Raw genomic sequence first — 12929 nt, 5'->3', positions numbered from 1 at the left:
GCGGAGCCCGCCGAGCTGTTTTACTGGTCGGCATGCGCAGACGCGCCCTGCTCGCGATCGTCGCCGGGCTGCCGATCACCGGTTGTACGAGATCGACCGACGGTCCGGCACCGGATCCGCCGCCGGGGCCCACGGCTCCGAGTCCGCCGACGCGCTGGGCTCCCCGGTCCGCCCCGGCCGTGGCGGCGGACTACCGATGGCTGACCACCGATCCGAAGTTCTCGGGCATGGGGTTCTGCCTGACCTGGGTCCGCGACCTGTCTCCGGCCGAGATCGCCCGCCGGATCGGCGCTCGGGTCGGTGGTGTTCACCCCTGGAAGTCGATACCGGAACCGGGGGACGACGACGCGCAGCTGGTCATCACCGATACCGGCGGGTGGAGTCTGGTGGTCGAGTACAACGGGTTCGTCGCCCTCGACGACGATCTACCGAAATCGCTGTCGGCCGGGACCCGCCTGATCGCCAACTACCTGAACGTCGAGAACGACGGTCGCTTCGTGCTCGTCGACGACGGCCGGATCGTGGTCGACTTCGATCCTTCGAATCCGGAGCCGATCTACGGAACCGAGCCCGGCCTGATCCGCCCTGACATGGCCGGGCTCGGCTTCGACGACACCTCCCGCGAGGACTACACCGAAGCCGCGCTGGTTCTCACTGAGCGGCTCACCGGAGTCCCTCTCACCGAGGGTGATCTGCACGGCTCCGATTACCTTACGGCAACCGTTCCTGATCCATTCAGCTAGCGGAGGTAGTGGCCACCCTTGGCACTCGATGTGGGGAGGTCGAAGGCTGCGCGGAAAGCGGTGATCACCGTTTCCGGTTCGTAGTTGACGACGGTGTTGTGGAGGGTGTCCATGACGGCGATCAGCGGATCGTCGTGGCGGGCCGTCACGATCGTGTGCATCGCGATGATCGCCGGGTCGATTCGGACCGGCTCGCCGGGTCCCCAGGTGACTGTCGCGGTGTGCGTGATGCTCTCGCCGGGGACGTTCTGCCAGCGGGCGAAGGCGGCGTCGAAGTCCGTGAACCAGTCAGGTGGTGGCTCTCCTCGTTCCAGGGCGAGCACGCCGGCCTCGACCCAATCGTTCTCGATCATGTCGGAGCGGGTGCAGCAGTATCGTGCCGCCCAGACGGCCATCCTGCGCTGTGCCTCCGCTGGGCTCGCGGTGATCTGATCGATGAGATCGCGGTCGTAGGGGACGAGTCCCGTTGCGTGCATCTCCACTTCGGGATCCAGGAGTCGCTCGTCGATGGGGACCCGGCCGCCCCACCGCAGTTCCAGGTTCTCCCTCTTCCATTCGGCTTCCTCACGTTCTCGCGCCTCGCGCTTGCGGCGAACCGCGGCTCGCTCGGGCGGAGCCGGTGACGGCTGGGGCACCACGACGTCACCGAGCTCGGGGAAGCCGCGTTTCAGGTCGGCGAGCAGGTCGGGGAACTCGCCGGCGCCGGCACCCTCGACCCTGGCGAAGGTCCAGCACAGGTCGGACAGCGGCCCGTCGGTGTCCCATTGGGCCAGTAGCACCGCGACGGCGTTGCGGCGCCGGTCCTCGTCGTCGCGCATCCAGACCGGCAGCGCGGTTCGCAGGAATGGATCCATCCGTTCCTCGACCAGTCGAACGGCCGCGGGCGCGGGACGCCTGCCGCGTAGGACGAGGTTCCGGATCGGCGCGAACCACGGTTCATCGGCGATACCGGCCAGCCGGAACGGACGCTCCCAGGCCCACTCGGTCATCCGCCTGATCAGCTTCGCGGGCGCATGGGCGATCCTCGCCGCCAGGTCGGCGTCCTCCTCGTACACCCTGATGCCGACCGGGCCCAGCGCTCTGATCCGCCGATCGGTGACGCCGGCCTCGAGCCATTGCTCGCGTTCGATCTCGTCGGTCCAGTCGCGCGGGTCCTCCGCGAACGCGGTCAGTTCCTCCTGCACCTCGCCGTACCAGGGCTGCCCGGATGCTCCGGGTCCGACGCCGGCGCAGCGGAACGTCGCCTGCTCCAGGAAGGCCGAGTCCCAGTCCACGCCGGTGAGCCGAGCCATCAGCGCGGCTGTCCGTTCCTTGAACCCAGGGACGAATCCGGAGTCGTCGGGTTGCGGCTCGAAGCCGAGTGCGGTCAGCCGCCCGGGGTCGGCGCCCGAGCGGTCGGCCGGGTAGGCCGGATCGAACCCGACCACCTCTTGCCCGTCGACGGACCAGCTGAAGCGTGGTGTGGTGTGTTCGTTGTAGTAGAACGACACCATCTCGCCGCCTGCGGACAGGGTCTCCCGCACGGCGGTGTCGGTGCAGAGGAACCCGTTCGGTTCGATGATCATCGTCCAGTCGTCGATCCGCGTGGCGACGATGTAGGCCAGCTCGGTCGGATGCGTGACGCCATCGTCGTCGACCCACTCCGCGACCGCATCGGCCGCTTCGAACGCGACCTGTCCCGACCCGATCGAGACCGGGTCGGCCCCGCCGAGCAGCGAGATCACCTCGTCGGGGCCGCGTCCGCGCACGAACGTCAGACAGAAGTCGAGAGGCAACGCGTCGATGTCGGCCACCCGCCCAGCCTGCCCGACCGTGAGCCGCCGGACGGGTGAACCGACCGAAACCTCATTTCCGGAGACGATAGGTGTTGACCAGGGCGGCGTACGTCTTGGCGCTCGGTTTCGGGGTTCGGGTGAAGGTTTCCCGGTCCACCGTGTGCAGGCCGTAGTGGAAGGCGTAGCCGAAGATCCACTCGAAGTTGTCGAGCAGGGTCCAGTGCAGGTAGCCGAGCACCGGCACGCCGTCGGCCATCGCCTGGTGCAGGCCGTCGAGGGCCGGGGCCAGGAACGCGTCACGCAGGGTGTCGTCGGGGGTGGCCATGCCGTGTTCGGTCACGAGTACCGGGCGGCCGGTCATGGAGTGGGCGTAGCGGACGGCTCCGGCGAGTGACAGCGGTTCGATGGCGCTGCCCATCTGGTTGCGGGGCACGCCGGGCGGCGGCGGGACGGCGCCGTCGCCGTCGTAGAAGACACGTTCGTAGTTCTGGACGCCGATGAAGTCGTCCTCGCGGGCCAGTTCGAGCCAGCGTTCGTACACCTCTGATCGTTTGCGGTCACGCACCGCCGGGTCGTCGCCCTGGACGTGGTCGTCGACGATGGCCAGGGAGAAGCCGACCGGCAGGTCGGGGCGGTGCGCTTTGATCGCGGCGCGGGCCGCGCGGTGGCCGGCGGTCATGCCGTCGGCCATGGCGTCCATCTCCTCGGGGAGCATGACGTTGGCGACCCGGTAGCGGGGCACTCCGGCGGCGCGGCTCGCAGCCTCGAGGGTGGCCCGTTCCCGGTCGCGGATGACCGGTGGCAGGTCGAGCCAGGTCAGTAGGCGGGCCAGGTTGGGTTCGTTGAGGGTGACCGCGACGGCGATGCGGTCGGCGAGGCGGGCCGCCACCCGGTCGCAGTAGCGGGCGAACAGCGCCGGGGCGTCCGGGTGCAGCCAGCCGCCCTGGGCGGCGAACCAGTGCGGCGACGTGAAGTGGTTGAACGTGACGACCGGCGCCAGCCCGACGGACAGGCAGTGGTCGACGATGGCCTCGTAGTGGTCGAGCTCCGCGGAGTCGAAGACGCCGGGCGACGGTTCGACGCGGGCCCACTCGACGGAGAACCGGTAGGCGTTCAGGCCCAGGTCGACGGCGAGGCCGATGTCCTCGCGCCAGCGGACGTAGCTGTCGCAGGCCTTGCCGGAGGGTTCGGCGAAGACGGTCGGGCTGACGTGTTCGAGATACCAGGTGTCGCTGCCGGTGTTGTCGCCCTCGGTCTGGTGGCCGGCGCCGGACACGCCCCACAGAAACGTCACTTGTCCAGCTCCTTCAGGGTGTCTTCGATCCAGTCGGCGGTGAAGGCGGCCACGTGCGGCAGGTGGTCGAGGCCGCAGTGTTCGGTGGCGCCCTCGTCGGGGGTGAACAGGCGCAGGTCCTTCTTCGGGGCGTTGACGGCTTGGTCGTACGACTGATGGGCGTATTGGACGTTGATCTGCCGGTCGTTGGTGCCGTGGGTGATCAGAAGCGGGCAGGTGATCTGGTCGACGACGCCGTTGAGGTTGATCCGATCGGACTTCGCGATGAATGTCGGGATGTCCGTCTCGCCCCAGACCCAGAGGACGTGTTCCCAGTAGTGCGGTACCGGGTTCTCGCCTTCGCGTTCGAGGCGTTTGCGCTGGACCTCGCCCCAGTTGTGGTTGGCGCCCCAGGCGACGGCGAGGGCGAGGCGTTTCTCGAAGGCGGCGGCCCGGGGCACGTAGTAGCCGCCGAGTGACCAGCCGGCCAGGCCGATGCGGTCGTGGCGGACGTCGGTGCGGGTTTCCAGCCAGTCGACGATGGCCTCGGCCCAGTCTTCGCTCTCGACGCGGGAGGTGAGCAGGCGCAGGCGCAGGGCCTCGCCGGAGCCGGGGCAGTCGACCTGGAGCACGGAGATGCCGCGGGCGGCCATTTCGGTGGGCCAGCCGGAGGTGTACATGTGTTCTTTGGTGGAGTCGAGCCCGTTCCACATGATGATGGTGGGTGCGGGTTCGCCGTTGCGGGAGGCGTTGGTGAAGTAGGCCGGCAGGCTCGATCCTTCGAACGGGATCTCCACCCGGGTGGTGGCCGGGTCGATCAGCTCGAACGACTTGGTCATGAGTTCGAGCAGGTGGCGGTAGGTGGGTACCCGGTCGGGCGAGGAGTTGCTGAGCATCCGTTCGGCCTGGCAGAGATAGGCGGCGGCGCGTAGATACTTCTGCCCGGCGGTGCGGAAGTGGCCGGCTTTCTCGGCGTCGGCGGCCTGTTCCTCGATCTGGTCGGCGACGCGCCGCCAGGAGGCCATGAACTCCTGTGTGCCGACGTCGGAGCCCTGTCGGGCCAGTTCGCGGATGGGTTTGCAGGCCCGGTCGACCTCGTCGATGGTGCCGCCGGAGTTGAGGGTGGCGACGACGCCCAGGTTCCAGATGTAGTTGCCGGGAAAGTACTCGAACATCAGTGGCCTTCCGTTGCCGGCGCGATGGCGTCGGCGATGCCTTTGTGGGAGACGTGGCCGGTGAGGCCACCGTCGATGACCAGTTCGGCGCCGGTCATGTAGGAGGAGTCGTCGGAGACGAGGTAGACGATCGCGGGGGCGATGTCGGCGACGGTGCCGGTGCGGCCGAGCGGGATCTCGGCGAGCGCGGCCGTCCGGAACGCGGGTGACGCGGATTCCATCAGCGGTGTCTCGATCAGGCCGGGCATCACGGCGTTGACCCGGATGCCGCGCGGCCCGAGTTCCAGCGACGCCGATCGGGTCAGGCCGCGCAGGGCCCATTTGCTGGCGGTGTACGCGGCGGCGACGTGCCCGGAGAGGGCGGCGACCGAGCACACGTTCACGATCGACGAGCCGGGCGGCATCAGGGGTACGAGCGCCTGGATGCCGAGCATCGGCCCGGTCACGTTGATCGCGAACGTGTTGTCCCAGGTCGCCAGGTCGACGTGGGGCAGGCGGCCGCGGCTGGCCACACCGGCATTGTTGACCAGCGCGTCGACCCGATCGAGGTCAGCGGCCAGGGCGGCCCAGGAAGTAGGGTCGCGGACGTCCAGATACCGGCAGTTCTCATCAGAAACCACATCCGTGGCGATCACCCGGGCGCCTGAGGCGGTCAGGGCGGCGACCTCGGCCGCGCCCTGCCCGCGGGCGGCTCCGGTGACCACGACGATCTTGCCGGACAGTCGGCCCATCAGACCGGCGGGGCGACGAACACGCCGCGGTCGGGGGTGTTGAAACTGTCCTTGGCGATGATCTCGCTCATCGGGTCGGCGGTCCCCCACTGGTCCTGGGTCTGCGGGTCGGCGATGTCGTACAGCGTCGGATGCCATTGATCGGTTTCGAGGCGTTCGAGCTCGGTGGTGTACTCCATGGTGTTGCCGCTGGGGTCGAGGAAGTAGGTGAAGGTGTTGTTGCCGGCGAGGTGGCGGCCGGGTCCCCAGATCTTCTTGATGCCGGCGCGCATGACCCGGCCGGTGCCGCGCATGTATTCGTCGAGGCCGCGCATCTCGAACGAGACGTGGTGCACGGAGGTGTGCGGGCCGCGGGCGATGGCGAGGCTGTGGTGCCAGTCGTTGCACCGCATGAAGTGCATCATCTCGCCCATGTGCCGGCTCCACAGCGTGTCGGACAGTTTGAAGCCGAGGTAGGTCTCGTACCAGTCCTTGGTGGCGGTGGGGTCGTTGGAGTTCATCACGGCGTGGGAGATGCGGACCGGGATGGCCTCGCCCTCCTCGATCGGCCGGTGCCGGCGGGTCTGCACGTCGGCGGAGATCTCGATGGTGCGGCCGTCGACGTCGAAGAATCGGAAGCCGTAACCGCCGCCCGCGGTCTGCAGCTTGCCCGGCTGGCCGACGAGTTGGACGCCCTGGGTGCCGAGTCTGGCGGCGAGGGCGTCGACGGCGGCTTCGTCGGTGGCGCCGAAGGAGATCAGGTCGAGGCGCTTCTCGTCGGCTTTGCGCAGGCGGATGACGTACTGCTCGGGGGAGCCCTCGGCGGCCAGGTACGACAGGTCGCCGTCGGTGCCGACCTCGGTCAGTCCCCACGTGTCGCGGTAGAAGGTGCGCTGGGTGGCGTAGTCGGGCACGGCCAGGTCGACGTGCCGCAGGTGGGTGATGCCGAATTCGTTGAGGTGGGACATGACGTACCTTTCAGCCGAGTACTGAGCCGCCGCCGTCGACGACGAGGTGGGCGCCGCTGACCCAGGCCGACTCGTCGGAGGCCAGGTAGACGGCGGCGTTGACCACGTCGTCGGGGCGGCCGTGGCGGCCCAGCGGGATGCGGTCGAGGACGACCTTCTGCAGGTGTGCCGGTGGGTCGGCGAGCATGGGTGCGGTGTTGGGGGTCTCGATCAGGCCGGGGCTGATCACGTTGGCGCGGATGCCGTACGGGCCGCCTTCGACCACGAGTTGCAGGGTGAGGGCGATGACTCCGCCCTTGGCGGCGCTGTGCGCGTTCTGGGCCATGAACTCGACACCGCGGATGGCGGCGATCGAGCCGACGTTGACGATCGATCCGCCGCCGTGCTGTTTCAGGTGCGGCCAGGCCGCCCGGACGGTGTAGTAGACGAGGTCGAGCTCGTTGCGCATGGTGAAGTCCCAGTCGGCGGTGCTGAGTTCGTCGAGCGGGCCGAATCGCTGGGTGGAGGCGTTGTTGTAGAGGATGTCGATGCCGCCGTGCACGGCCACCGCCTCGTCGACCCATGCCTTGGCCTGGTCCGGGTCGCCGAGGTCGACGCCGCCCATCACGGTGATGTCGCCGATCGTCTTCGCCGTGCGTTTGGCGCCGACGGTGTCGAGATCGCAGCCGACGACGCGGGCGCCTTCGGCCACGAAGCGGGCCGCGGCGGCGGCGCCGATGCCGCCGCCGACGCCGGTGATCAGGGCGATCTTGCCGGCGAGCCTCATCGGGTGGCCGTCCGGTCCAGCAGTTCGATCAGGTTTCCCTCCGGGTCGGCGACATAGGCCATCCGGACGCCGGGTTCCGGCGACGGGCGCGGCGACATCCGGTCGGTCGCCCCCACTTCGATCAGTCTCCGGTACGCGGAATCGACATCCGCGACGTCCAGGGCGATGTGCCCGAACCCGCGGACCAGGGCGGCTTCGATGGGGTTCGCCGGGGACGGGCGACCGGTGGAGCCGGCGCGTTCGAGCAGCTCGATCCGGTATCCGTCACCGCGCAGCATGACGCCTTTGAAGTCGTGTTCGGCGATCTCGAAGGAGAACTCGACGGTCAGTTCCAGGGCATCGCGGTACCAGTCCCGCAGCGAGCAGAGATCGCCGACGGTGAGACCGACGTGATCGAGTCTCATGCGATCACCACCGTGCGGATGTTGGTGAATTCGCGGACCCCTTCGGCCGACAGTTCGCGGCCGTAGCCGGAGCGGCCCACTCCCCCGAACGGCAGTCGCGGGTCGGAGGCGACGGGCGCGTTGACGAACAGTGCCCCGGACCGGATCCGCCGGCCGACCGCCAGCGCGTGGTCGGGTGTGCCCCAGACCGAGCAGCCGAGACCGAAGTCGGTGTCGTTGGCCAGCTCGACGGCGTGGTCGTCGTCGCGGGCCCGGATCACGGCCGCGGCCGGTCCGAAGGTCTCCTCGGTGAAGACCGCCATGCCCGGCACGACGTGGTCGAGGACGGCCGGCGACAGGTAGTAGCCGGGCCCGTCGACGGGCGTGCCGCCGGTGAGCAGCCGGGCCCCGGCCGCCACACTCTGCTCGATCTGCCGGACCACGGTGTCGCGCAGATCCGCCCGGGCCAGCGGTCCGATCTGCGGCACCTCGGCGAGCAGCGCGGCCACGAACTCGTCGGCGACCGTGTCGACCACGATGAACCGTTTGGCCGACACGCAGCTCTGCCCGGCGTTGCCGAACCGGGAGCGGGCGGCCGCCGCAGCCGCCGCGGCGACATCGGCGTCGGCGAGCACGACGAACGGGTCGGAGCCGCCGAGTTCCAGGACGGTCTTCTTCAGCGCGGCCCCGGCGGCCTGGGCGATCGCGGCTCCGGCGCGTTCGCTGCCGGTCAGGGTGACCGCGGCGATGCGCGGGTCGGCGACGATCCGCGCCGACACCGCCGGCACCCGGTCGGCTTCGACGACCAGCGACCGGAACAGTCCGGCCGGTGCGCCGGCGTCGGTGAACAGGGCCTCGATCGCGAGCGCGCAGCCGGTGACGTCGGGACTGTGTTTGAGCAGGGCGGCGTTACCGGCCGACAGGGCCGCGCAGGCGAACCGCAGCACCTGCCAGAACGGGAAGTTCCACGGCATCACCGCGAAGATCACGCCCAGCGGCTGATAGGAGATCCAGGACCGGCTCGCGTCGGATTCGATCTCCCGGTCGGCGAGCCAGTCGGGTGCCAGGTCGGCGACGACCCGGCAGTTCCAGGCGCACTTGTCGATCTCGGCGAGGGCTTCGGCGACCGGTTTGCCCATCTCGGCGGTGATCAGGGTGGCGTACTCGTCGCGGCGTTCGGTGAGCAGCTTGCCCACCGCCCGCAGCAGGGCCAGCCGCTCGTCGAGGCCGACCGCGGCCCAGTCGCGGGCGGCGGCGGCCGTCTCGGCGACGATGTGCGAGATCGCATCGTCGTCGTGGGTGGGATATCGGTGCAGCTCAGCGCCGGTCGCCGGGTTGCGGGTGACGATCATTCTCAGACCCCCTGCGGTACGCGACGACGGGCCGGCACGATCGGCGGCACCTGCTCGGTGTTCTCGACGATGCGGTTACGGACCGTGCCGAGGCGTTCGATGGTCATCTCGACCACGTCACCGATCTGCAGTGGCGGCGGGGTGAGGGTGCCGGTGCGGCCCCACGCCTCGGCGAGTGCCCCCGACGCGCAGGTGCCGGAGGCGAGCACCTCACCGGCTTTCACCCAGGAGGCACGGGAGGCGTAGGAGACCAGGTGCTCGAACGACCAGCCCATGTGGCTGCTGCGGTCGGCGCCGGTCTCGACGCCGTTGACCCGTACCGTCATGGCCAGGTCGAGGAATCCGTCGGGGTCGCGGCAGTCGTCGAGTTCGTCGGCGGTCACCACCCACGGGCCGATCGTGGTCGCGAAGTCCTTGCCTTTGGACGGGCCGAGGCCGAGTTTCATCTCCCGGCCCTGCACGTCGCGGGCCGACCAGTCGTTCATCACGCAGTAGCCGCCGATCGCGGCGCGGGCCTGTTCGGGGGTCACGTTGCGGACGTCGCGGCAGATGATCGCGGCGATCTCCAGCTCGTAGTCGAGCCGCTCGGTGTCCGGTGGCATGGCCACGTCGTCGTGCGCGCCGGTCACCGCGTGCGGGGCCATGAACAGGAAGGACGGGGCGGCGTACCACTCGAGGGGAACCGAGGCGTGGCCCTGCATGCCCTTGCCGACGCCTTCGACGTGGGCTTCGAAGGTCAGGAAGTCACGCATCGCCACCGGGTAGACCGGCGGGAGCAGGACGACCTGGTCGGGGCGTAGCCCGTCGCCCTGTGCGGCGGCGTCGGCGGCGGCCTCCCGGTCGGCCGGGTCGGCGGCGAGCAGACCGACCAGGTCGGTGCCGTCCGGGAACGGGTGCAGCCACCAGTCGTTGCGTTCGCCGACGACCAGTCCGGTCCGGCGGGTGCCCGCGTCTGCCGGCTGGTCCGCCGGCAGGAAGCTGGCCAGTCTCATCGAATAGCCTCCGTGGGTAGCCCCGGCTTTAGCCGTGGGGAGGTAGCGGATCCGCCGTCACGGCGGATGCGTGTCTGGTCAGGTGTTGCGTTGGTTCAGCGCCGCTGGCGGTGGTGACGGTGTACGAGTTGGTCCAGAGGGGTTGGCATCCGGGATTTCGGATGCGGGAAGTCGCCGCGTTTCAACGTGGTAGGTGCCGCGGTGCCCGACGTTGTCGTCCGATCCGGTGCCGTCTACAGGGGACAGTGTCGGGTTTCAGGCGGCATACTGTTCGGCGTGGTCGAGACGGTGCGTTACACCTACCGCCTGCGGCCCGGCCGCCGGGCGCGGGCTGCACTGCTCGATGAGTGGTCGCGGTGCCGGTGGTTGTGGAACGAGGCGGTGCACCAACAGAGGTCCGGCCGTAAGCCGACGTTCGGCAAACTCAAGAAGGACTCCCTGCCCAGCCTGGAGTACACCAGGAACGGCTTCAAACTCAAGAACCACCGCCTGGTGCTGTCGAAAGGCATCATCGTGCCGGTGGTCTGGTCCCGTGAGCTGCTGTCGGCGCCGTCGTCGGTCCGGGTCTACCAGGACAGTCTCGGCCACTGGTATGCCTCCTTCGTGGTCCGCTGTGAGGCCGCTGCGATCCCGGAGCCGGACCTGCCCGGTATCGGGATCGACTGGGGGGGTGAAGACCACCGCGACGACTACCGCGCCCGGCTTCGACCTGCCGCACCTGGGCCACCGTCGCCGGTGTGCCGCCGAACTGGCCAAGGCCCAGCGCAAGATGGCACGGCGCCGCCGGCCCAAAGACCAGCCGCCATCTAAGGGCTACCGGCAGGCCAAGGCTCAGGCGGCCCGGATCGGCAAGAAAGCGGCCCGGCAGAACACTCACGACGCCCGCGTCTGGGCCCGGTCCGTGGTCGACCACCACGGCCTGATCGCCGTGGAGGATTTCAAACCGAAGTTCCTCGCCAGGACGCGGATGGCCCGTCAGGCCGCCGACGCCGCGATCGGCGCCTGCAAGCGTGAACTGATCGAGCGTGGTGAGCGGGCGGGCCGCACGGTGGTGCCGGTACCGCCCGCCTACACCACGATGACCTGCTCCGCGTGTGGGGAGAGAGCCGATCTCCGCCTCGGACTGGGTATCCGCATCTTCGAGTGCGCGGCCTGTGGTTACACCGCCGACCGTGATTTGAACGCCGCGAGGACGATCCTCGCCACGGCTGAACGCGACCGTGCCAGTGCCGACGACTTCAGACATCAGATCGCCTCCTTCCGGGAGGATTGGTCCGGTGCGGTCCGAGCTGGGAATCCAGGGCTACGCCCCGGAGGGAAATCCCCCGGATTAATCCGTGGGGATCGTTAACTGCTCAGCCGATCGTCTCGTAGAAGGCGCGCTCACGCTTGGCGAGCACCGGGATGGCCTGACCGAAGCCGTACTTCTCGAAGTGCTCCGACGCACGGTGCGCCTTGTAGGCGTCCTCGTCGTCGTAGATCTCGAACAGGTGGAACGTGCTGGGCTCGGCCGGGTCCTGGTAGGCCTGGTAGAAGCGGTTGCCCGGTTCGGCTCGCGAGATCGGGGTCAGCTTCTCGATGGCGTCGAGCACCACGCTCTCCTGGCCGGGTTCGGCGACCCAGGTAGCGCTGACGACGTAGGCCATGGGTTTTCCTCCTCGTTGGGTTCTGTCGCCACGCTAGGCGCGGGCCGGCGCCGGGCGGAAAGCTCTGACAGCGATGCCTGCCATCACCGCGATGAGGGTTCCGATCCACATGTGGCGCGTGTTGTCTGTGAGCCAGACCACGGTTAACAAGAACGTCACATAGCCCAGGAGGCGCCGTGAATCGTATGACTTTCGCCGCTCTGACCGCCGGATCCCTTTTCCTCGCCGCCTGCAGCTCCGGCGGGACTCAGCCCGCGACAGGCGCCGCCGCGGGTGCCGACAACACCAAGACCATCGTCTTCTCCCCGCTCGCTCTCAAGATCCCGGCGATGAAGGGCCTGTCCGAGGGCGTCAAGGGATACGGCTCCAGCAAGGGGTACACCGTGCTGGTGCAGGATCCGAACCTGGACCCGCAGAAGCAGCTGACCGACCTCAAGACCGTCATCGAGTCCGGCAAGGCCGGCGGCGCCTGGGTCATCGCGGTCCAGCCGTCCGCACTGTCCGAGCTGGTCAAGACCGCGCAGGCGAAGAAGGTGCCGCTGGTTCTCAACGGCGTCCCGGAGGATTACGGACTGACCGGTCTGCAAGCCGGCCTCACCTTCGCCAAGATCGACTACACGGCGCAGGGCACGGCGATCGGCGAATCTCTCGGCAAGTGCATCAACGAGAAGCTCGGCGGTACGGCCAAAGTCATCCTGACCGTGTCGGCCGCGGGCACCGCCGGCAAGGCGGAAGTGGAGAAGGCCCAGCTGGACGCCCTGAAGGCGACCGCCCCGGGCGCGGAGATCGTCACCGAGGTGATCGTCGGCGAGCGGGCCAAGGCGCAGACCGACATCGGTAACGCCCTGCAGGGCAACCCGGACGCCAAAGCCGTGATCGGCAACAACGACGAGGGTGCCCTCGGTGCGGTCGGTGCGTTCGCCGCGGCCGGCAAGGAGCTGCCCTGCCTCGCCGAGACCGGCGGCAACGACGAGGTGCTGCAGGCGGTCAAGGACGGCAAGATCTACGCGTCGGTGGCGCTGCAGTTCGAGGCCGACATGGTGCAGTCGTTCGACAGCCTGACCGCGATGATGGCCGACCCGACCGCCCAGGGGCAGCAGCTCGCGACGCCGCAGAAGGTGATCACGGCGGGAAGCGGGCAGTGAC

General features: G+C 69.0%; 14 protein-coding genes. 4 read left to right on the top strand and 10 right to left on the bottom strand.

Features of this window, described 5'->3' with window-relative positions; translation table 11 throughout:
• Positions 1 to 32: 32 nt before the first annotated feature.
• Positions 33 to 743, top strand: coding sequence for a DUF6461 domain-containing protein (locus Q0Z83_RS13655; RefSeq protein ID WP_317794266.1), 711 nt, complete (start codon positions 33 to 35; stop codon positions 741 to 743).
• Here Q0Z83_RS13655 and Q0Z83_RS13650 read toward each other — a convergent pair.
• The 9 genes from Q0Z83_RS13650 to Q0Z83_RS13610 are packed head-to-tail and all read right to left on the bottom strand — an operon-like array spanning position 740 to position 10137.
• On the bottom strand, positions 740 to 2536 hold the full coding sequence (locus tag Q0Z83_RS13650) for a DUF6461 domain-containing protein (RefSeq protein ID WP_317794265.1): 1797 nt from the start codon (positions 2534 to 2536) through the stop codon (positions 740 to 742). The two genes, Q0Z83_RS13655 and Q0Z83_RS13650, sit on opposite strands and share 4 nt — an antisense overlap.
• Positions 2537 to 2588: 52 nt before the next feature.
• A complete protein-coding gene (locus Q0Z83_RS13645) occupies positions 2589 to 3812 on the bottom strand; it encodes a family 1 glycosylhydrolase (RefSeq protein WP_317794264.1) in 1224 nt (407 codons plus the stop codon).
• Complete coding sequence (locus tag Q0Z83_RS13640) at positions 3809 to 4966, bottom strand: alpha/beta hydrolase family protein (RefSeq protein ID WP_317794263.1); 1158 nt, start codon at positions 4964 to 4966, stop codon at positions 3809 to 3811. The genes Q0Z83_RS13645 and Q0Z83_RS13640 overlap by 4 nt, the downstream gene beginning before the upstream one ends.
• Positions 4966 to 5697: an SDR family NAD(P)-dependent oxidoreductase gene (locus Q0Z83_RS13635; RefSeq protein ID WP_317794262.1), complete on the bottom strand. Its 732-nt coding sequence runs from the start codon at positions 5695 to 5697 to the stop codon at positions 4966 to 4968. Before Q0Z83_RS13635 ends, Q0Z83_RS13640 begins: the two co-directional genes overlap by 1 nt.
• Entirely contained in the window at positions 5697 to 6644 is a 948-nt protein-coding gene (locus Q0Z83_RS13630) for a VOC family protein (protein ID WP_317794261.1), read from the bottom strand. The genes Q0Z83_RS13635 and Q0Z83_RS13630 overlap by 1 nt, the downstream gene beginning before the upstream one ends.
• A 10-nt stretch (positions 6645 to 6654) precedes the next feature.
• Positions 6655 to 7410, bottom strand: a complete 756-nt coding sequence (locus Q0Z83_RS13625) for an SDR family NAD(P)-dependent oxidoreductase (protein ID WP_317794260.1) — start codon at positions 7408 to 7410, stop codon at positions 6655 to 6657.
• Positions 7407 to 7814, bottom strand: a complete 408-nt coding sequence (locus Q0Z83_RS13620; RefSeq protein ID WP_317794259.1) for a VOC family protein — start codon at positions 7812 to 7814, stop codon at positions 7407 to 7409. Before Q0Z83_RS13620 ends, Q0Z83_RS13625 begins: the two co-directional genes overlap by 4 nt.
• A complete protein-coding gene (locus Q0Z83_RS13615; RefSeq protein ID WP_317794258.1) occupies positions 7811 to 9145 on the bottom strand; it encodes an aldehyde dehydrogenase family protein in 1335 nt (444 codons plus the stop codon). The genes Q0Z83_RS13620 and Q0Z83_RS13615 overlap by 4 nt, the downstream gene beginning before the upstream one ends.
• 2 nt (positions 9146 to 9147) lie before the next feature.
• Positions 9148 to 10137 carry a fumarylacetoacetate hydrolase family protein gene (locus Q0Z83_RS13610; RefSeq protein WP_317794257.1) on the bottom strand — a complete coding sequence of 330 codons (990 nt, stop codon included), beginning with the start codon at positions 10135 to 10137 and terminating at the stop codon, positions 9148 to 9150.
• 201 nt (positions 10138 to 10338) lie between these two features.
• Between Q0Z83_RS13610 and Q0Z83_RS13605 the strand changes: the two genes are divergently transcribed.
• Positions 10339 to 10947: a hypothetical protein gene (locus tag Q0Z83_RS13605; protein ID WP_317794256.1), complete on the top strand. Its 609-nt coding sequence runs from the start codon at positions 10339 to 10341 to the stop codon at positions 10945 to 10947.
• Positions 10847 to 11488 carry an RNA-guided endonuclease InsQ/TnpB family protein gene (locus Q0Z83_RS13600; protein WP_317797072.1) on the top strand — a complete coding sequence of 214 codons (642 nt, stop codon included), beginning with the start codon at positions 10847 to 10849 and terminating at the stop codon, positions 11486 to 11488. The genes Q0Z83_RS13605 and Q0Z83_RS13600 overlap by 101 nt, the downstream gene beginning before the upstream one ends.
• 4 nt (positions 11489 to 11492) lie before the next feature.
• Here the strand turns inward: Q0Z83_RS13600 and Q0Z83_RS13595 are convergent, their stop codons facing one another.
• A complete protein-coding gene (locus Q0Z83_RS13595; RefSeq protein ID WP_317794255.1) occupies positions 11493 to 11783 on the bottom strand; it encodes a putative quinol monooxygenase in 291 nt (96 codons plus the stop codon).
• 185 nt (positions 11784 to 11968) lie between these two features.
• Between Q0Z83_RS13595 and Q0Z83_RS13590 the strand changes: the two genes are divergently transcribed.
• Positions 11969 to 12928, top strand: coding sequence for a sugar ABC transporter substrate-binding protein (locus Q0Z83_RS13590; RefSeq protein WP_317797071.1), 960 nt, complete (start codon positions 11969 to 11971; stop codon positions 12926 to 12928).
• The last annotated feature ends 1 nt before the right edge of the window (position 12929 follow it).

This window comes from Actinoplanes sichuanensis, from assembly GCF_033097365.1.
In the GTDB taxonomy this organism is placed as follows: domain Bacteria; phylum Actinomycetota; class Actinomycetes; order Mycobacteriales; family Micromonosporaceae; genus Actinoplanes; species Actinoplanes sichuanensis.
This window is presented reverse-complemented; position numbering and strand designations above follow the sequence as displayed.

Coding starts and splice junctions, on each gene's coding strand:
- Q0Z83_RS13655 (WP_317794266.1), top strand. CDS start 33: ATGCGCAGACGCGCCCTGCTCGCGATCGTCGCCGGGCTGCCGATCACC.
- Q0Z83_RS13640 (WP_317794263.1), bottom strand. CDS start 4,966: ATGTTCGAGTACTTTCCCGGCAACTACATCTGGAACCTGGGCGTCGTC.
- Q0Z83_RS13635 (WP_317794262.1), bottom strand. CDS start 5,697: ATGGGCCGACTGTCCGGCAAGATCGTCGTGGTCACCGGAGCCGCCCGC.
- Q0Z83_RS13630 (WP_317794261.1), bottom strand. CDS start 6,644: ATGTCCCACCTCAACGAATTCGGCATCACCCACCTGCGGCACGTCGAC.
- Q0Z83_RS13625 (WP_317794260.1), bottom strand. CDS start 7,410: ATGAGGCTCGCCGGCAAGATCGCCCTGATCACCGGCGTCGGCGGCGGC.
- Q0Z83_RS13620 (WP_317794259.1), bottom strand. CDS start 7,814: ATGAGACTCGATCACGTCGGTCTCACCGTCGGCGATCTCTGCTCGCTG.
- Q0Z83_RS13615 (WP_317794258.1), bottom strand. CDS start 9,145: ATGATCGTCACCCGCAACCCGGCGACCGGCGCTGAGCTGCACCGATAT.
- Q0Z83_RS13610 (WP_317794257.1), bottom strand. CDS start 10,137: ATGAGACTGGCCAGCTTCCTGCCGGCGGACCAGCCGGCAGACGCGGGC.
- Q0Z83_RS13595 (WP_317794255.1), bottom strand. CDS start 11,783: ATGGCCTACGTCGTCAGCGCTACCTGGGTCGCCGAACCCGGCCAGGAG.
- Q0Z83_RS13590 (WP_317797071.1), top strand. CDS start 11,969: ATGACTTTCGCCGCTCTGACCGCCGGATCCCTTTTCCTCGCCGCCTGC.